Here is an 18,499-nt window from a genome sequence, read left to right on the forward strand (position 1 = left end):
CGCACGACGAGGAGCGATCGTTGGATCAGAAGCTGGCGCGCACGCCGACCGAGTACTGGGTGACGTCGCGGTAGCCGGAGATCTCGCCCACCAGGCCCCAGGTCCGGGTGAAGTTGACCTGGCCGCCGACGGTGCCGACCCAGGTGCCCTTGAAGTTGTTGCCGCCATCCATGTAGCCGGCCTTGGCCCAGGCTTCGGTCATGCGCGACGGCTTGCCGCGGATACCCATGGTGATGCGGCCCAGATTGGTGTGGTCCTTGCCGTGGTAACGCACGCCGTCATAGCGCAGGGTCGATTCGGCGTTCTGGCGCACCCAGGCGGCATCGGCGGTGAAGTCCACGCGGTCGCTCCACGGCATGTGGTAGCCAATGCCCAGCTCCGGCTGGTTCAGCTCCAGCTTCAGCGAATCTTCGCCGTAATGGCGGGTCTTGCTGGTGCGCGACCAGCCACCGAACACGTAGACCTGTTCGGCGATGGCCACCGAGCCACGCAGGTAGCCGCCGTCGACCTTGGGGTCGTCCAGTGCGTTGTCGTCAACCTTGACCTGCGTCCAGCCGCCTTCAACGTAGGTGTAGCTCAGGGCGTCGGCCGAAGCCGAGAACGGGGCGGCGGCCAGCAGGGCGGCCACGATCAGCATCTTGCGCATGGGAATTCCTGTGAGTTTCAGTCCTTTGGCGGGCCTGCCCAGTGGGCTGCCCGTGGCGACCTCATGTCGTCCGGGGCAGAATTTTAATGAAAGTTTTACAAATTGCGAGCGACGGCCGTCACAGCTGTGGCATCCGACCCCGTTCAGCCCGGGCTGGTACACTGGCCACGCCGGTTCGCCGGTACACAAACGTCTTCAGGGCGGGGTGCAATTCCCCACCGGCGGTAGGTGCGCAAGCACGAGCCCGCGAGCGCCCCGGCCCACGGCCGGGGGTCAGCAGATCCGGTCCAATGCCGGAGCCGACGGTCATAGTCCGGATGAAAGAAGACGGTGCCACAGGGCTCATGCCCTGTGTGCGCCTGTTTGCCTTGCGGCGTTTTTCGCTCACATTCCGCGGAGAACGTTACTTGTTTACTGGAATCATCGAAGGCGTCGGCCGTCTGGCCGCACGCGAACCCATCGGCGGCGATGTCCGCTTCACCTTCAACGTCGGGAATCTGCCGTTCGACAACGTGCAGATGGGCGAGAGCATCGCCATCAACGGCGTCTGCCTCACCGTCATCGCATTCGACGCCAGCAGCTTCCAGGCCGATGCCTCCACCGAGACCCTGGGCCTGACCACGCTGGGCCAGCTGGGCGAGGGCGCGGTCATCAACCTGGAGCGCGCCATGCGCCCGACCGACCGCCTTGGCGGTCATCTGGTCAGCGGCCACGTCGACGGCCTCGGCCAGGTGCTGTCCATCCACGAAGATGCGCGCGCCCAGCGCTGGCGTTTCGCCGCACCGGCCTCGCTGCGCCGCTACATCGCCAGGAAGGGCTCGATCTGCGTGGATGGCGTCAGCCTCACCGTCAACGAAGTGGACGATGAAGGCTTCGAAGTCGCCCTCATTCCGCACACCGTCGCCAACACTGCGTTCTCCGCCACCGGCGTGGGCAGCGCGGTCAACCTTGAAATCGATCTGGTCGCCCGTTATGTGGAGCGGCTGATCAGTGTGCCGACCAACGGTCAGCACCCACAGGGAGATGTCGCATGAATTTCGCCCCGATTCCGGAAATCCTGGAAGACATCCGCCAGGGCCGCATGGTGGTCATCGTCGATGACGAGGACCGCGAGAACGAAGGCGACCTGATCATGGCCGCCGAGCTGGTCAAGGCCAGTGACATCAATTTCATGGTCACCCATGGCCGGGGCCTGGTGTGCCTGCCGCTGAACCGTACCCGCGCCGCCGATCTCGGCCTGGCGCCGATGGTGCAGGCCAATACCGCCCAGTTCCAGACCAACTTCACGGTCAGCATCGAGGCCGCCGAGGGCGTCACCACCGGCATTTCGGCGCATGACCGCGCCCACACCATCCGCACCGCGGTGAAGCCCAATGCCAAGCCGTCGGACCTGCACCAGCCGGGCCACATCTTCCCGCTGATTGCCCAGCCGGGCGGCGTGCTGACCCGCGCCGGCCACACTGAAGCCGCCGTGGACATGGCCATGCTGGCCGGGCTGGAACCGGCCGGCGTGCTGGTGGAGATCCTGAACCCGGATGGCAGCATGGCGCGCCGCCCGGAGCTGGAAGTGTTCGCCCGCGAGCACGGCCTGAAGATGGGCTCCATCGCCGATCTGATCGCCTACCGCCTGGCCACCGAAAAGACCGTCGAGCGCGTGGACGAGCGCGAGATCGATACCGAATTCGGCCCGTTCAAGCTGGTCACCTACCGCGACCGCATCGCCCACGACCTGCATTTCGCCCTGGTCCGCGGCACCCCGGATGCGGAAACCCCGACCCTGGTGCGCGTGCAGGTGGAAAACCCACTGGCAGACCTGCTGCACTGGCGCCGTGACGACTTCGGCGTGGCCGCCACCGATGCCCTGCGCGCAATCGATGCCGAAGGCGCCGGCGTGATGGTGGTGCTGCAGGCCCCGCGCGATGGTGAGTCTCTGCTGGCCCGCCTGCGCCAGCAGCCGGCGCCGGTGGTGCCGGGCAAGGACAAGGATGTGAGCCAGTGGCGCCGCAACGGTGCCGGTGCGCAGATCCTGTCCGACCTGGGCCTGGGCAAGCTGCGCGTGCTGGGCACCCCGCGCCGCCAGATCGGCCTGGCCGGCTATGGCCTGGAAGTGGTGGAGACGGTGACCCTGTAATGGGTAGTGCCGGCCGCTGGCCGGCAACCGCATCCCCGGGATTGCCGGCCAGCGGCCGGCATTACCACACCTCCGCCAACGGTGGGTGCCGACCCTTGGTCGGCACGCCCTGGGCCCCGCCGATCACGGCCGGGGCCCATCCACGCTAGAATTACCCCCTTATCGAGTCCCCCAAGCCGCATATGAGCCACTACGAAGGCGATCTTCGCACTCCCGAGTCGGCGCGCTTCGCCATCCTGGCCAGCCGCTGGAACGCCCGCATCACCGATACGCTGGTCGCTGGCGCCCGCCAGAGCCTGGCCGGCAATGGCATCACCGAAGCCAATATCGACGTGATCCGCGTGCCGGGTGCCTGGGAACTGCCGCTGGTCGCCGCGCGCCTGGCCGCCGCCCACGAACATGCCGCCATCCTCACACTGGGCTGCGTGATCCGTGGCGATACCCGCCACTACGAACACGTGGCCGACCGCTGCGCCGAAGGCCTGATGCGCGTACAGCTGGACTTCGGCGTGCCGGTGCTGAACGGCGTGCTGGCGGTGGAACGCGTTGAAGACGCCGAGGCCCGCGCAGGCGGCAGCCACGGCAACAAGGGCGAGGAAGTCGCACTCGCCGCATTGGAAATGGTCAATCTTCTGGAGCAGCTGCCATGAACAAGAACACCCAGGGCAAGCCCTCCGGTAAACCCGTCCGCCGCGATGGCGTCGATCCGGTGCTGCGCTCGCGCGCCCGCCGTCGTGCCGTGCAGGCCATCTACGCTTGGCAGATCTCCGGCGGCAACGCACAGTCGCTGATCGCCCAGTTCGCCCACGAGCAGGCCCGCGAAATCGCCGACCTGGCGTACTTCGAGGCGCTGCTGCACGGCGTGCTCGACAACCGTCGCGACATCGACGAAGCGCTCGGCCCGTACCTGGACCGTGGCATCGAAGAAGTGGACGCCATCGAACGCGCGGTGCTGCGCCTGGCCGCCTACGAACTGCGCTACCGCCTGGACGTGCCGTACCGCGTGGTCATCAACGAAGCCATCGAATCGGCCAAGCGCTTTGGTTCCGAACATGGCCACACCTACGTCAACGGCGTGCTGGATCGTGCCGCCGTGGAATGGCGCAAGGTCGAATCGGGTCACTGACCCGATTTCTGTAGAGCCGAGCCATGCTCGGCTCACCGTGCAGCGCACGGTTGCGTCCGGCAGTGCGGCGCGTGATCGAACTGCAGCCGAGCATGGCTCGGCTCTACATGAAAGCAGAACGCCCCCATGTCCCTGGCCGAATTCGCCCTCATCGACCGTATCCGCGCCCGTACCACCGAGCGCGACGACATCCTGCTCGGCATCGGCGATGACGCCGCGCTGCTGCAGCCGCGTGCGAACGAACAGCTGGTGGTCACCGCCGACACGCTCAACAGCGGCGTGCATTTCCCAGCTGAAACCCCGGCTTTCGACATCGGCTGGAAGACCCTGGCGGTCAATCTTTCCGATCTGGCCGCGATGGGCGCGCGCCCGGCGTGGTGCACGCTGGCGCTGTCATTGCCGGAAGCATCCGAAGACTGGATCGATGCCTTCGCCGATGGCTTCTTCGCCCTGGCCGACCAGCACGACATCGCGCTGATCGGTGGCGATACCACGCGTGGCCCGCTATCGCTGACCGTCACCGCGATGGGCCAGGTCGGCCGTGGCCAGGCGTTGCGCCGCGACCGCGCGCAGGTGGGTGACGATATCTGGGTCAGTGGCACCCTGGGCGATGCCGCCGGTGCACTGCGCCTGTGGCAGCAGGGCGCATTGAACGTGGCCACCGCCACCCTGCTTGCCGATTACGAAAGCCTGCGCCAGCGCCTGCTGCGGCCTACGCCGCGGGTGACCCTGGGCCTGCGCCTGCGTGCCTTCGCCCATGCGGCGGTGGATGTGTCCGACGGCCTGCTGGCCGACCTGGGCCACATCGCCGCGCGCAGCAGTGTCGCTGCAGAGGTCGATGCCGACCTGCTGCCCATCTCGCACGCGCTGCGCGAACTGCTGGGCCGTGACGACGCCCGCGACTGCGCACTGCGCGGCGGCGATGATTACGAACTGTGCTTCACCGCCGCCGCCAGCCAGCGCGACGCGCTGCACTACCTGGCCGAATCGCTGGAGATTCCGCTCACCCGCATCGGCCGCATTGCCGAAGGGCAGGGCGTGCAGGTGGATGGCGAACCCAGCGACGGCGGCTACCAGCACTTCCGCTGAGGCATGCGGATTGCATGCGTTTGCAATTAGTTGAATGGGTTTTCTGTTGTGGCGGGCCTAGCCTGAGCAGTACGCACGTTTCCGTGCCTGTGAATGCTGTCGAGGCCCCAGATGCTTTTCTTCAAACCCAAGCCGTTGGCGGCGGTCGTCTCACTCATCCTGGCCGCCGGCATGCTGCCCTGCGCCCAAGCCTGTCCGGTAGCGGTGCCGGTGGGTGTGCTCGATGAAGTGTACTCGGTCCAGTACACCGATCTTCCTGATATCCTGCTCGCCTCACATTCAGGGGCTGCCTACGTCGCACTGGATCAGTGCACGGGAACGGTCGATCTGGATTTCGCTCCGCTGCTGACTGGCCTGCGTTACGTGCGGACCATCAATGGCGAGCCTGCCCATGAGATTGCCGGCGTACCGGGCTCGCCGCTGGTGACGCTGTCGATGCGGATGAGCAGCACGCCGCCACCGCCGGACGATCCCGACGACGAGTGGGAGGAAGGCGTGGAGTATCAGGCTGCCCTGCAGGCCGGGCGCCCTTCCAGCTACCGCTGGTCGGGCGGGTTTGGCGAGATCCAGTTCCGCCTGGACGTAAAACTCTACTCCCCGGGAGGCCCGGTCCGGGCCGTGCCACATTCCGCGCTGGGTACGATCACCACGACCATCCGCCAGCAACCTGCCAGCCAGCTGCGTCAGCACCTCATGGTGGGAGTGGACGTGCAGGGGCCCACCTGCAGCCTGTCCGATACCAGCGTCACGCTCGATCCGGTCTCTGCCGATGAACTGCAGGGTGGCGGCAGCACCGCCGGTGCCAAGCCCTTCGATGTGCTGATGAACTGCCCCTTCGCCGGCACGCCGGTCAAGCTGACCCTGACCGATGTGAACCAGCCGGGCAACCGCACGACGGGGCTGCTGCCCGCACCCGGCAGTACTTCCGGGGGCGTACGTGTGCAGCTGCGCCGGGGCGGCACGCCCATCACGGTTGGGCAGCAATGGGATCACGGGGTCTCCGAGGCCGGAACCAACCGGATTCCGCTGGAAGCGCGCTACCTGCGCACCACCGGCACGCTTACCCCGGGTGAGCTGACGGTGCAGGGCGTGTTGACCGCGGACTACCGCTGACACATGAAAAGGCCGGGAAACCCACAGGTTCCCGGCCGCATCATGCTTCAGTGAACGATGGTTGCCTGCGCATCGCGTGCGGTGCCGTAATCGTCCAGCCATTGGAACGACAGGGTCGCCGGGGCAGGATCGCCCGCAGGCATCGGCAGTTGCAGCACGGCGCCGGGCGCGACCATGTCTGCGTCCAGCGTGCGGCCATCGGCCAGGGTCACCTTGCCCAGCGTCACGTGGTAAGCCGTCGGATTGTAGGCGTGCAGCGCGCCCGCCTGCAGGCGCCACTGCAACTGCGCGGCGGCCTCGTCGGGCCGGCCCGGCAGGCCCGCGGGCCGGTGGAACAGCTTCACGCGGGTGCGCACGGCAAATTGCAGCAGGTTGCTGCCGTCGCTGCCGACAGGCTTGGGTGGCACATCCAGCAGATTGAAATAGAAGACCGACTCACGGCTCGAAGGCAGCGCCGGATCCGAGGGGCGCGGCGCATGGGTGATGCGGTAGGCCTGGCTTTGCTGCGCCTGAAGCAGACGTGGCTCGGCCGGCGTCAGCCGGAAGGGCGTACGCACGTCTTCAGGCCGTGCATGGCTGTCGCCGGCATCGATCCAGACCTGGGTCAGTGCAGGTGACGTGCCGACATTGGTGGCCTTCACCGTGACATCCCGGCCTTTGCCGGCATCGTGGACGATGCGGGTACCTTGCAGCGTTACTGCCGCAGCGGTGGAAAAAGAAAGCGCGGCGGCCAGCGGTGCGACCAGCCACGCGGTGGCGCGACGATTCATGGGCATTCCTGGAAGAGGGCGGGAAGCCGTTGTGCACGGGCTTCCCGCCGGTGGCCTTACTTGTAGATCACCACGAAATCGCCGGATGCATTGGCGGTACCGGCCGTGGCGTCCTGCGCCGGCGATGCATACCAGGCGCTGTAATCCAGCTGGCTGCTGCCGCCGGCCGGGATGGTGACGGTATAGGTCGGGTCATCACCGATCTTCTGGTGGTTGCCCGCGGCGTCGTACAGCGCGACACCCACATTGGTGGCCGCCGACGCTGCGGTCAGTGCCAGGTTGCCGGTGCTGCCGTGCGGGGTGCCGCCGAAGCGCACACCGACTTCCTGCGCTGCACCCGAACCGGTGCAGTCCAGCTGGATGCTGAAGTTCTTCTGGCCCGCTCGGGTATTGGCGTTGACCGACACCAGGTCGACCTTGCCCATGGGCACGGTCACGGTGCCGCCGGTGGACTGCACTGTGCAGGTGGAGGTCATCAGTTCGCCGGTGATCTCCAGCTTTTCAGCCATTGCCGACGGCGATGCAGCGGCGGCGACAAGGCCAACCAGCAGGACGGAATGCGTGATTTTCATTTTGTTTTCTCGATGGATGAATGGAACTCGATGCACGCCGGGCCGATACCCGACCGCAACGATGCGCAAGTTTCCGTTCGGCTGCCTCCAGCGGGAATGCAACTAATTGCAATTGAGGGATTGGGCGCTGGGTCGTGCGCCCTGCCGTGGTGGGAGCGCTGCTTCTGCAACTTATTGCATGGTCGGCCGCCGGGCGCCTTCCTAGACTTCCGCCTCCGGACGCTCCCTGCCGTGCTCCTGCAGACCCATGATTTCCTCCAAGCCCCGTCTCCCGTGCATGGTGCGCCTTGCATCGGCCATCGCAGCTTCGCTTGCACTCACTTCCACCCACGCGGCCCCGGTTGCGGATGTGGAGTTCAGTGACGGCTTCCTGCTGGGCGGTAGTGCCATCGATGTCTCGCGGTACGCGCAGGGCAATCCCATCGCGGCTGGCGAATACGCCGTGGACGTGCTGCTCAATGATGCATTCCTGCAGCAGGCCGACATTGCCTTCATTGCAGGCGATGACCCACTCAATGCGCAGGCCTGCCTGCCTGCATCGCTGCTGCCGCTGCTGGGCCTGGGCGCGCGGTATCTTGAAGCGGGTGCCGAAGAGCAGGGCCCCTGCGTGGACCTGCCCACCCGCGTGCCGGGTGCCACGGTCACCTTCGACAGCAGCACCCTGCAGCTGCGCCTGACCGTGCCGCAGGCGGCGCAGGAGCGCCTGCCGCGCGGGCATGTACCCGCAGCGCACCGCGATGCGGGTGTCAGCGCGGCCTTTGTCGATTACGCCGCCAACCACTACAGCAGCCAGGGGCGGCAGCATGGCCATCTGGGCCTGCGTGCCGGCGTCAATCTGGGCCATTGGCGGCTGCGCCACCGCGCCTCCATCACCCAGGGCGCCGCTGGACTACGTTCCCGCACCCTGGGCAGCGACCTGCAGCGCGATCTTCCCGGCTGGAACAGCCAGCTGCTGCTCGGCCAGGGCAGCACCGGGGGCGAACTGTTTGAAAGCCTGCGCTTCACCGGCGTGCGCGTGGCCACCGACGAACGCATGCTGCCCGATTCGCTGCGCGGCTTCGCACCGGTCGTGCAGGGCATCGCCGAAGGCAACGCAGTCGTCAGCATCCGCCAGAACGGCACCGTCATCCACGAAAGCACGGTGGCTCCGGGCCCGTTCGTCATTGACGATCTGTATCCCACCAGCTTCGGCGGCGATCTGCAGGTGACCGTCACCGAAGCCGATGGCCGCAGCCAGCACTACACGGTCAACTTTTCAGCGGTTCCGCAGGCACTGCGCGCCGGTTCATCGCGCTTCAGCGCCACCGCCGGCCACCTGCGTGATGACGGCGCGCGCCTGCGCAGGCTGCCGTTCGCCGAAGGCACCTACGCCCATGGCATCAGCAATCACCTGACGCTGCTGGGCGGCGCCCAGGTGGCGCAGCACTATCAGGCCGCCCTGCTGGGCGCGGCGGTGAATACGCCAGTGGGTGCGTTCGGCGCGGACATCACCCACTCGCGTGCGCGGCCTGGCACGGGCGAGCAGGTGTACGGCAACAGCTACCGGCTGAATTACCAACGCTACCTGGCCAGCAGCGGCACCCATGTCGGCCTGGCCGCCTACCGCTTCAGCACGCGCGGGTTCCGCACCTTGAACGACACCGCTACGCGGGCGGATGACGCGTGGGTCGATACCGGGCGCACGCGCCAGCGCTACCAGATGAATCTCTCCCAGCGGCTGGGCGAACGCACCTCGCTGCAGTTGAGCGGTGGCCACGTGGCCTACTGGGACAGCGGACAGCGCCGCAACGACGTGCAGCTGGCGCTGCAGACATCCTGGCGGCGTGCGAATGTGGGCGTGTCGGTGCAGCGCTACCGTTCCGAACGCGGCGACCAGGACACGCGCTATGCCTTGAATGTCAGCGTGCCACTGGGTACTGCACCGCAATCGCCGCGCCTGAGTACCCAGCTGAGCCATTCACCACGCACGGACCAGGCCCAGCTGTCGTTGAATGGCACGCTGGGCGCACAGCGCAACACCCACTACAGCCTGTCGGCCGGCCACGGCAGTGATGGCGTCCGCAACCAGAGCGCCTATGTGGGGCACCAGGGCGCACATGGACACTTCAACGCCGGCTACAGCCATGCCGCAGGCCAGCGCAGCCAGACCCTGGGTGCCAGCGGCAGCGTGGTGCTGCACCGGGGCGGGGTGAACTTCGGCCCGCCGCTGGGCAATGGCTTCGCGCTGGTGCAGGCCAAGGGCGCCGAAGGCGCGCGTATCGGCGCCGGCCACAGCGTGCGTGTTGGCCGCAACGGCTATGCGCTGCTGCCGCACATCACGCCGTACCGATGGAACCAGATCGACCTGGACCCGGCAGGCCTGCCGCTGGATGTGGACGTGCTGCAGACCTCGCACCGCACTGCGCCCACCGCGGGCGGCATCGTGCGTGTTGCGTTCGAGGTGCGCCGCGAACGCACGCTGTTCATCGATGCCACCGATGCGCTGGGCCAGCCCTTGCCTTTCGCCGCGCGCATCGTCGATGACGCCGGCCAGCCGCGCGGTGCCGTGGGGCAGGGCAGCGTCATCCAGTTGCGCGGTGCGCAGGAGGCCGGTGCGCTGATTGTCGACCCGGAAGGCCCCGCGCGCTGCCGCCTCGATTACCAGCTGCTGGACGCCCCCGACGCCTACGGCCTGTCGTGGACCCAGGCGCAGTGCCTGCCGCACCCGCCGCTGCCCGCCGCGCTGCAGGTCAATGCCCGGCAACTGCACGCCGAACCCACCGACCACGATGGCCAAGCGGCCACCCCCCGATGACTGGAGCCCGAATGAAACACGTCCTGCTTGCACTGTTGCTGCTGACCCCCGCTGCGGCCTTTGCCGATACCGCCACCCTGACCATCAGCGGGCGGGTGCTGCCCGGCACCTGCACGCTGTCCGCCCCGACCATCACCCTGGACCCGGTGAAGGCGGATGAGATGACCGCGGCCACGCCCAGCAAGCTGAAGACCGGCGCGCTCAACTTCACCGGTTGCGTGGGTGTTTCGCGCGCACGCCTGTCGTTCGACGGTACGGCTGCCGACGGTGATGCGCAGCGCTGGAAGAATACCGCCACCGCCACACCCGCCACCGGGGTATCCATCGCGCTTTTGTCCGGTACCAGCGGCAACACCTATCTGAAGAAAGGTGATGCCGATATCCCCGTGGCCGTCACCGGTGCAACTGCCAGCTTCGCGCTGCGTGCGGGCTATTACATCACCACCACCAGCGGGATCAATGCCGGCAACATTTCGACCGAGATCGTGGTCACCGCCGCCTACGACTGAGGCCAGTGTCAGCGCAGGGCCTCAATCGCGTCCACGCTGGCCGTGGTCAGTGCGATGGCCTCGGCAACGCATGCCATTGCCGCCGCATCGGCGGTACCGCAGGTGCGTAGTGCCTGCTCGGCCTGCTGGCAACGCTGCGCGGCCTGCGCCTGCCCCAGGAAGACCAGTGCGCCGCTGAAGCTGTGCAGCAGATCGATCATCGCCGTGCCATCGCCCGCTTCCAGCGCCCGGCGCAGTGCAGCCAGATCCGTGCGTGCCGTTTTCAGGAACGCTGCGCGCATCTGCGCCTGTACTGCCTCGCTCATCAGCGGTGCAGCTGCCGCCGCCGTGGCCGGATCCGGTTCAAGGGAATGCAGCACGCGCTGCAGTGCGCCCAGGTCCAGCGGCTTCAACAGCAGCTGGGTCATGCCGGCCGCCCGTACCCGCTCTGCGTCGTTGGGCAACGCACTGGCGGTCAGTGCCACGATGGGCACGCGGGCGTTGTCCGCGCGCAGCCTGCGAGCAAGCGCATGGCCATCCATGCGCGGCATGTTCAGGTCGGTCAGGACGATGTCGAATCGGCCCTGGCACCAGCGCTCCCACGCCTCATTGCCGTCTGCGGCGGTGGTCACCTGCCAGCCCAGCGCCTGCAGCTGCGCCAGCGTCACATCGCGGCTGATCACGCTGTCATCCACCAGCAGAGCATGGCCGCCCGGCGGTGGCCTGCTTGCAGCAGTATCCCCACCGGGCACATCCGCATCCACGACAGTGGCACGTTCTACAGGAACGTCCACGTGGAAGCGGCTGCCCGCCCCAGGTGTGCTGTGCACGCCCACCGTGCCACCCATCAGTTCGGCAAAGCGCCGGCACAGCGCCAGGCCCAGCCCGCTGCCTCCCTGTTCGCGGCCGGCATGGGCCTGCACGAAGGGTGAGAACAGCGTGGCCTGGTCTTCGGCAGCGATGCCAGGCCCGGTGTCGCAGACCTCGAAGTACAGGTGTTCGGTTCCTTCGGGTCGAACACGGGCATCCACGCGGATCGTGATCGTTCCCGCAGTGGTGAACTTCACTGCGTTGCCGACGAAGTTGTGGAGGATCTGCGCCAGCCGGCGTGCGTCGGCTGTATAGGCCGGTGCCATCGCATCGCCTGCCTGTACCACCAGCTGCAGGCCTTTGTCGGCGGCCTGCGGCCCGAACAGCGTCGCGGTCTGCTGCAGCAGCGCGCGTGGATCAAACGCCACCGGCTGCAGCTGCATCAGGCCGGCCTCCATGCGCGACAGGTCCAGGGTATCGTCCACCAGCCCCTGCAGCACCCCGGCGGCGCTGCGCGCGCGTGCCGTGTGCGTCTGTGCCGACGCCGACATGGGCTGCCGTGCCAGCAGTTCCAGATGACCCAGCACGCCGCTCAGTGGCGTGCGGATTTCATGGCTGATCATCGCCACGAAGGCGCTCTTGGCCTGGTCGGCCGCTTCTGCCGCATGGCGCGCGTCCAGCAGCCGTTGCCGGGTTTCTTCCTGTGCGGTCACATCGGTCACCGCGCACACCCAGATCGCTCGCCGCTGGTAGCGCGAAGGTGCCACGATGGCGCGCAGGAAGCGCGGCGGGGTGGTGCCATCGGCGGCGGCAACCGCGAAGGGTTGGCCGGGCTCTGGCGCGCCCACATCCTGCACCAGCCGCTGCACCACGGATGCCAGGCCGGGCACCGTGCCACCGGCCAGCTGTTCCAGTGCCTGGTTGTGCAGGATCAGCTGCCCGCTCTGCTGGTCCAGCAGGCACAGGCCCACCGGCGAGGTTTCGATCAGGGTGCGGCTCAACGCCTCGCTTTCATGCACGCGTGCGGCCTGTTCCAGCGCCGGCCGCAACACGCGCCGGTCCACCCGCAGCAGCACCACCCACAGCGCGCCCAGCAGCACCGCCAGCATCAGCATGCCCGCCAGCAGGTAGGCCCGTTGCGTGGCCCAGACATCGGCCCAGTGGTAGGGGCGCACCAGCACCCAGTCCACACCGCGCAGCGGCGCTGATACCTCGAAGCGGTGGTTGCCGTTCAACAGTTGGGGGGCCGGTGGTGCCTCTGTGGCCGTGGCATGCAGTACTTCGCGGCCCTGCCGGTCCACCACCTGCCATGTCCCGGCAGCCGCCTCGGTCAGCCGTTCGTGCAGGGCATCCAGCGGCTCGAACGTGAGGCGGTGGGCAAAGGGCGTGCCTTCGCTGCACAGGCGCATCTGGGTCACCAGCGCGTCCTGTCCGGTAAATGGATTGCGGCCGTAGTACACACGCAGGTGCCCGCTGGGCAGAGCGATGTCGGTCCCTGTTCCCGCGCCCTGCCAGCCTTCATCGGCGGTACGGCGCAGTGCGGCCAGGGCCTGTTCGCGGGTCTGCATGCCCATGGCGCGCAGCAGCTGGGTTTCGTCCTGCAGCCCGGCCACCGCGAACAGCTGCCCTTCCGGTTCGTAGGTGTAGGAGATAAGCGAGGTGGGCGAATCCTGCGCCGCTACCGTGGCGGCCATGTAGGCCGAATAGGTTTCCACCATGCCCAGGAAAGCAGCCTGGGTCTGCGGGGCAAGGCGGGGCTGCGGTGGCGACACCGCCAGCCAGGGAACCGACAGCGCGCCGGGCGCCAGCACCTGTACCTGGCCCCGCTGGGCCGCCAGGCGTTCGGCAAGGGGCATGCCACGGGCCGCCAGCAGCGGCTGCTGCGTGGCCCACAGGGTGGCGTTGGTGTTCAGGCTGGCGACGTAGGCGCGTCGGCGTTCGCCGATGTAGCGGTCCATGGTCTGCAGCCCACGGCGCAGGGCGTCACGTTCTTCCTGGTGCACGGTTTCCAGCCGCAGCCACAGGGCCGCAGCGCCGGCAGCCAGCAGCAGCACGGTCAGTACTGCGCCGCCGCCAAACAGGACCCGTCGTTGCAGGTGCCGCAGGGTGGCAAGCACGGAGTCGGTGGGTGACGCCATGGCACAACCCTGCAGATCGGGGCCCGCACACAGAGTGCCGGGCACGACACGCCCGTGCAAGCGCAGGCCTGGCCTGCTGGCCGTGGCCGTGCCCCGGCTTGCGACAGGCGCTCGCGGGCATCGTCGCCCAGCTGCTGGTCATCGCCCGCCCTATAGGCATTTACGGAAAGCGTGCCGACGCCGTCCAGGTACAGGGGAAGAAGGCGGCGCCAACAGGCAAGCGCAAACACCATCGATCAAACGTGATTGCAAGCCCGTGCCATCCGCCGTCGCTGGTGATCCATGATTCGCATGCAACGCAGGTGATTCCAATGAGGGACGTTTCAGATTTCGAAGATTGATATCCCCCATCATGCGTATCGCGTGATGCACAGCACCGTGCCAAAAGCGTCATCCTTGTAGAGTCGAGCCTTGCTCGACTCACCGCGCCCAGCGCGGCTTCCTGGCGACCTGACCGAAAAGCAGCCGAGCGTGGGCTCGGCTCTACAGTGCGCTGGGCGCAATTGCCGGGGCAGAGCACATCACCGTTGGGATGGGATCTGTTCCCGGGCAATCGGTAGCGCCGGGCCGGGCATCACACCGGCGGCAACACCTTGCCAGGGTTGAGGATGCCATCCGGATCCAGCGCGGCCTTGATCGCGCGCATGGTGGCCAGCGTGGCCGGGGTGAAGGCGCGGGCCATGAAATCGCGCTTGGCCAGGCCGATGCCATGTTCACCGGACAGCGTGCCGCCCAGCGCCAGGGTCAGTTCGAAGATCTTCGGCAGCGCGGCATGCGCACGTGCGTTCTCGTCGGCGTCATCCGGGTGGTAGAGGATGTTGACGTGCAGGTTGCCGTTGCCGGCATGGCCGAAGGTGACGATGGTGAGCGTGTAGTCGCGGGCCAGTGCCTGCACGCCGGCCACCAGATCGGGAATGCGCGACACCGGTACAACTACATCCTCATTGATCTTGCCCGGGGCCACGCTGCGCAGTGCAGGTGAGAGCGCCTTGCGTGCGGCCCACAGCTGGTCACGTGCGCGGCCTTCCATCGCCACATCCAGTTCGATCATGCCGTCGCCTTCAGCGGCGGTGGCCAGTGCCTGCAGCAGGTAGGGCAGGGTGTCGTGGTCACCATCGGCTTCGACCAGCAGCATGGCGCCGGCCTGCGGCACTTCGGCACCATTGAGCCGCAGCAGTTCCAGGCTGCGTGCATCCATGAATTCCAGGCGCGTGGGCACCACCGGCTGCGACATCAGGCGCGATACCGCCGCAGCGGCCGCATCGGCATCGCGGTACAGCACGCGCAGCCCGGCCTGGCTGACCGGCAGCGGGGTCAGCTTCAACGTGGCTTCCACGATCAACGCCAGCGTGCCTTCGCTGCCCACCAGCAGGTGGGTCAGGTCGTAGCCGGTGGCGTCCTTGGTGTAGGCGCCGCCGCAGCGGATCACCTCGCCGGTGCCGGTGACCGCCACCAGGCCCAGCACGTTGTCGCGGCTGGTGCCGTACTTCACCGCGCGCGGGCCGCCAGCGTTGCAGGCCAGGTTGCCGCCGATGCTGCAGACTTCGGCGCTGGACGGGTCCGGCGCCCAGAACAGGCCGTGTGGAGCCAGCGCCTGCTGCAGGGCGCCGTTCAACACGCCGGGCTGCACCACGGCGCAGCGGTCGCCGGCACGGATCTCCACGATGCGGTCCATGCGGGTGAACGACAGCACGATGCTGCCCGGCAACGGCACGGCCGCGCCGGTGGTACCGGTGCCTGCGCCGCGTGCAACCAGCGCTACGTGGTGTGCACGGCAGGCGCGGACCAGTGCCTGCACCTGTTCGATATCGGCGGGCAACGCAACAGCGGCGGGGCGTTGGTGGCGCCATGAGTTGTCCTGCGCGTTCGCCTCCAGCGCGCCGTCATCCATGCGCCAGCCCTCCGCGCCCAGCAGGGCGGACAGTTCGGCAACCAGGGCAGCGGGCAGGGCAGTACTCATGACGGATCTCGTGGGGCAACGGGAGCGGGTTGGATCAGTTTCCAGGCGACAACGGCGCCGGCCAGCGGCAGCCAGACCCAGCGCAGTTCGGACAACAGCGTGGCGAGGCCACGTGCGCTGAAGAACTGCGCGGCAAACGGTGAAACGCGGATCGGTCGCCACGGCGCGAAGAAGCGTTGTTCGCTCCACGGCCAGGCGAGGGCAACGCCGAGGCCGCCGGAGGTCATCGCATCCAGCAGCGGGTGGCTGGCCGCGCAGATGAAGACGAATACAGCGGCTTGCACGGTAGATGCCACCGTTGGCCGCGCCCTGGTGGGTGCCAACCTTGGTTGGCACGAAACCGCCGACCAAGGTCGGCGACTACCGGAGCTGTGTGGTGCCGACCAAGGTCGGCGACCAGCAAAGAACGCCAACACCGCCGCCATCGCCGCCAGCACGCAGGCAAACAGCAGCGAATGGCTGGCCCCACGATGGCCGAACGCATCGGCATAGGGAATGTGCAGGGCGAACGCCAGCACATCGGCATCGGGAAGCATGGCGGCGATCACGCCGGCAACCAGCAGGCGCGGCGGGATGCGGCCGCGATCCGCCGCGCACCACAGCGCCAGCGGTACGGCGGCATGGGTGATGATCGACGGCATCAGTCACGCACCGTGGTCGTGCCGGCCAGGCCGCGCTCTGGTAGGTGCCAACCTTGGTTGGCACAGAAGCGCCGACCAAGGTCGGCCTCTACCAGAGCGGACGGTATCCATCAGCAATCATCCAGCCGGAACGCATCACGCAGCCACCGCAGCTGCGGCGGCTCGCCCGTGGCGTCAACCACGTCAAAACGGCAGGGTGCATCGGCCAGAGCGGGATTGTCCTGCAGGTACAACTGTGCGGCATGCGCCAAGCGCCGGCGTTTGCGTGCATCCACCGAAGCGGCGCCACCGCCGAAGTCAGAACGTGCGCGATAGCGCACTTCCACGAACACCACGGTGCCAGCGTCATCCATCACCAGGTCCAGTTCGCCGCCACGGTAGCGCACGTTGCGCGCGCGTGGCTGCAGGCCGGCCTGTTGCAGATGCTGCTCGGCGGCGACTTCCACCGCCGAGCCACGTTGGCTGCGCTCAGCGACCACCGACGATCGGCATCGGCCGGCCGCCATTGAAGGTGGACCATGCCGGCTGGCGCAGGATGTTGCCGTTGCTGTCCAGGAACAGGGTGCCGGTAGCGCCGTCCAGGCCGCCTTCATTCGACAGCTTGTCCAGGTAGGCGGTGATCTTCCAGGCATCGGCGCCGAAGGCGAACAGGCGACCGGCCGCACCGCGGGCGCTGGGCAGCGCGCTGGCAACCTGGCTGGCCGACGGCAGGCCGGACACGCTGCGCACGTTCCAGGCTTCGTTCGGGTAGACGATGCCATCCAGCGCCACGTCTTCTTCCATCTTGCCGCTGCCGACAGTCAGCTGCGAGGTGCCGACGCGGGTCGCGCCACCGGCACCGGCCAGCGCCAGCTGCGGCGCCAGCAGGCGCGCCTGCGGCGCGCGCACGGCCAGGAACACGGCATCGACCTGGCCGGCATTGCGCACCTGTGCGCCAACGTCGCCCACCGCATCGCTGACGCCGATCGAGGCCACCACCTGGCCACCACGCTGGGCAAAGCGCTGGGCGAAGGCGGCGGCGGCACGGCGGCCGGTGTCGTCGGCGCTGTTGATCACCAGCGCCTTGCCACGCTCGCGGCCACGCAGGTATTCGGCGGCGACGATGCCGTCGTCTTCCGGCGCCAGCGAGAAACCGGCGCTGCCGGCCGGCGGTGCATCCTTGCCGCGGTTCAGGGCCAGCACCGGCACCTGCAGCTGCTGGCGGCCATACACTGCGTCCACTTCGTCGCGGCCCAGCGGGCCGACCACGAAGTCGGCACCGGAGGCAACGGCCTTGTCGTAGGCGGCCAGGGCGCCGGCCGGGGTGCCGGCGGTGTCGAAGAAGTTGATGTCCGGGCGGCGGCGGCTTTCACCGTAGTAGGCACTCAGCAGGCCATCGCGCACCGGCTGTGCGGCGGTGGCCAGGCGGCCGCTGAGCGGCAGCAGCACGGCCAGCTTGGCCGGCGGCCGGTAACCGTCGCTCATCGCCGGCGGGCGCTTGCTGGTATCGAACTGGGCGGCGCCATCGCGGTCGAACGGACGCGGCAACGGCAGGCCGCGTGCGATCAGCGCACGGCCAGCGAAGTTGTACAGCGGGTCGTTGGCCGGCAGGGCGGCGGCACGGCTGCGCAGGGTGGCGTCGTCGAGGGTACCGAGCAGGCCGGAGATGGCGGCCTGGTTCTCGCTGCGCGCACTGCCGGTCAGGCTGGCATGGGCGCGGGCGCGCTCGGTGGCGGCGCCGAACGCGTCGCCGGTGCCCTGCAGCGCGTTGGCGCGGGCCACGTACCAGCGCGTGCGCAGCGCGGGGAAGACGTTGTCGCCATGTTCCTTCAGCAGGGCCAGGGCCTGCGCCGGCTGCTTGTCGGCCAGTGCCAGCTCGGCGCCGGTCAGCTGGTAGCGCTGCAGGCTGGGGCCGGACAGCTGGCGGGCGGTGAGCTGGCCGAGCAGGCTGCGCGCGCGGGCACTGTCGCCGGCCAGGTGCCAAGCCCAGGCCGCGTCGGCCAGCGCATTGCTGCGGGCACCACCGCGCAGGGTGGCGGCCAGGCCTTCCAGTTGCAGCGCGGCATCGCGCGGCTTGCCCTGTTCGATCAGCGCCAGCGCCTGGCTCTGCGCCGGCGATTCGGGCGCGCTGGTCAGGCTGGTGGTGGCACAGCCGGCCAGCAGCATCAGCGACAACGACAGGGCGGAGATCCGTGCGGCGGGCTTGTTCATGATCGGGTCCATGCGATGAGGGCAGCGGCCT

The 18,499-nt window shown here is 68.1% G+C and carries 17 protein-coding genes and 1 riboswitch; of the genes, 9 read left to right on the forward strand and 8 right to left on the reverse strand.

All coding sequences use genetic code 11. The features are described from left to right. Positions 1-25: 25 nt before the first annotated feature. Positions 26-646: an outer membrane beta-barrel protein gene (locus tag ACZK4H_RS02995; protein ID WP_099553569.1), complete on the reverse strand. Its 621-nt coding sequence runs from the start codon at positions 644-646 to the stop codon at positions 26-28. Between the two features lie 187 nt (positions 647-833). Beyond that, a riboswitch (FMN riboswitch) is annotated at positions 834-979 on the forward strand. A 74-nt stretch (positions 980-1,053) separates the two neighbouring features. Between ACZK4H_RS02995 and ACZK4H_RS03000 the strand changes: the two genes are divergently transcribed. The 6 genes from ACZK4H_RS03000 to ACZK4H_RS03025 all read left to right on the forward strand — a co-directional run bounded on the left by ACZK4H_RS03000 (position 1,054) and on the right by ACZK4H_RS03025 (position 6,105). After that, positions 1,054-1,680: a riboflavin synthase gene (locus ACZK4H_RS03000; protein ID WP_099553694.1), complete on the forward strand. Its 627-nt coding sequence runs from the start codon at positions 1,054-1,056 to the stop codon at positions 1,678-1,680. After that, a complete protein-coding gene (gene ribB, locus ACZK4H_RS03005; protein WP_099553571.1) occupies positions 1,677-2,777 on the forward strand; it encodes a 3,4-dihydroxy-2-butanone-4-phosphate synthase in 1,101 nt (366 codons plus the stop codon). The genes ACZK4H_RS03000 and ribB overlap by 4 nt, the downstream gene beginning before the upstream one ends. A 182-nt stretch (positions 2,778-2,959) precedes the next feature. Continuing rightward, positions 2,960-3,427: a 6,7-dimethyl-8-ribityllumazine synthase gene (gene ribH, locus ACZK4H_RS03010; RefSeq protein ID WP_010481977.1), complete on the forward strand. Its 468-nt coding sequence runs from the start codon at positions 2,960-2,962 to the stop codon at positions 3,425-3,427. Then, the gene (gene nusB / locus ACZK4H_RS03015; RefSeq protein WP_005408062.1) at positions 3,424-3,903 is read left to right on the forward strand and encodes a transcription antitermination factor NusB; all 480 of its coding nucleotides are present in this window, start codon (positions 3,424-3,426) and stop codon (positions 3,901-3,903) included. The genes ribH and nusB overlap by 4 nt, the downstream gene beginning before the upstream one ends. A gap of 126 nt (positions 3,904-4,029) precedes the next feature. After that, positions 4,030-4,992, forward strand: a complete 963-nt coding sequence (gene thiL / locus ACZK4H_RS03020; protein ID WP_099553574.1) for a thiamine-phosphate kinase — start codon at positions 4,030-4,032, stop codon at positions 4,990-4,992. 111 nt (positions 4,993-5,103) lie between these two features. Beyond that, entirely contained in the window at positions 5,104-6,105 is a 1,002-nt protein-coding gene (locus ACZK4H_RS03025) for a fimbrial protein (protein ID WP_241898539.1), read from the forward strand. 47 nt (positions 6,106-6,152) lie between these two features. Here ACZK4H_RS03025 and ACZK4H_RS03030 read toward each other — a convergent pair whose 3' ends face one another. Together ACZK4H_RS03030 and ACZK4H_RS03035 are read right to left on the reverse strand one after the other, a co-directional pair. Beyond that, positions 6,153-6,875 (reverse strand): fimbrial biogenesis chaperone, encoded by a 723-nt coding sequence (locus ACZK4H_RS03030; RefSeq protein WP_099553576.1) that lies wholly within the window; start codon positions 6,873-6,875, stop codon positions 6,153-6,155. A 56-nt stretch (positions 6,876-6,931) separates the two neighbouring features. Further along, positions 6,932-7,447, reverse strand: a complete 516-nt coding sequence (locus tag ACZK4H_RS03035) for a fimbrial protein (RefSeq protein ID WP_099553578.1) — start codon at positions 7,445-7,447, stop codon at positions 6,932-6,934. A 277-nt stretch (positions 7,448-7,724) separates the two neighbouring features. On the opposite strand from ACZK4H_RS03035, the gene ACZK4H_RS03040 reads away from it, so the two are divergent. Beyond that, on the forward strand, positions 7,725-10,241 hold the full coding sequence (locus ACZK4H_RS03040) for a fimbria/pilus outer membrane usher protein (protein WP_239503805.1): 2,517 nt from the start codon (positions 7,725-7,727) through the stop codon (positions 10,239-10,241). Positions 10,242-10,252: 11 nt separating this feature from the next. Then, a complete protein-coding gene (locus tag ACZK4H_RS03045; protein ID WP_099553582.1) occupies positions 10,253-10,750 on the forward strand; it encodes a fimbrial protein in 498 nt (165 codons plus the stop codon). 8 nt (positions 10,751-10,758) lie between these two features. On the opposite strand, the gene ACZK4H_RS03050 is transcribed toward ACZK4H_RS03045, so the two are convergent. Continuing rightward, complete coding sequence (locus tag ACZK4H_RS03050; protein WP_099553584.1) at positions 10,759-13,677, reverse strand: ATP-binding protein; 2,919 nt, start codon at positions 13,675-13,677, stop codon at positions 10,759-10,761. Positions 13,678-13,775: 98 nt separating this feature from the next. Between ACZK4H_RS03050 and ACZK4H_RS03055 the strand changes: the two genes are divergently transcribed. After that, positions 13,776-14,018, forward strand: coding sequence for a hypothetical protein (locus tag ACZK4H_RS03055; protein WP_143567681.1), 243 nt, complete (start codon positions 13,776-13,778; stop codon positions 14,016-14,018). A 233-nt stretch (positions 14,019-14,251) separates the two neighbouring features. Here ACZK4H_RS03055 and ACZK4H_RS03060 read toward each other — a convergent pair whose 3' ends face one another. From ACZK4H_RS03060 to ACZK4H_RS03075, 4 genes are all read right to left on the reverse strand, one after another. Further along, complete coding sequence (locus tag ACZK4H_RS03060) at positions 14,252-15,637, reverse strand: FAD-binding oxidoreductase (protein ID WP_099553586.1); 1,386 nt, start codon at positions 15,635-15,637, stop codon at positions 14,252-14,254. Further along, positions 15,634-16,278, reverse strand: a complete 645-nt coding sequence (locus ACZK4H_RS03065) for a metal-dependent hydrolase (RefSeq protein WP_099553588.1) — start codon at positions 16,276-16,278, stop codon at positions 15,634-15,636. Before ACZK4H_RS03065 ends, ACZK4H_RS03060 begins: the two co-directional genes overlap by 4 nt. A 110-nt stretch (positions 16,279-16,388) precedes the next feature. Next, entirely contained in the window at positions 16,389-16,757 is a 369-nt protein-coding gene (locus ACZK4H_RS03070) for a YraN family protein (protein WP_185959181.1), read from the reverse strand. Beyond that, positions 16,747-18,468, reverse strand: a complete 1,722-nt coding sequence (locus ACZK4H_RS03075) for a penicillin-binding protein activator (protein ID WP_099553593.1) — start codon at positions 18,466-18,468, stop codon at positions 16,747-16,749. Before ACZK4H_RS03075 ends, ACZK4H_RS03070 begins: the two co-directional genes overlap by 11 nt. Positions 18,469-18,499: the final 31 nt, after the last annotated feature.

This window comes from Stenotrophomonas sp. 78350_Sma (genome assembly GCF_056482105.1).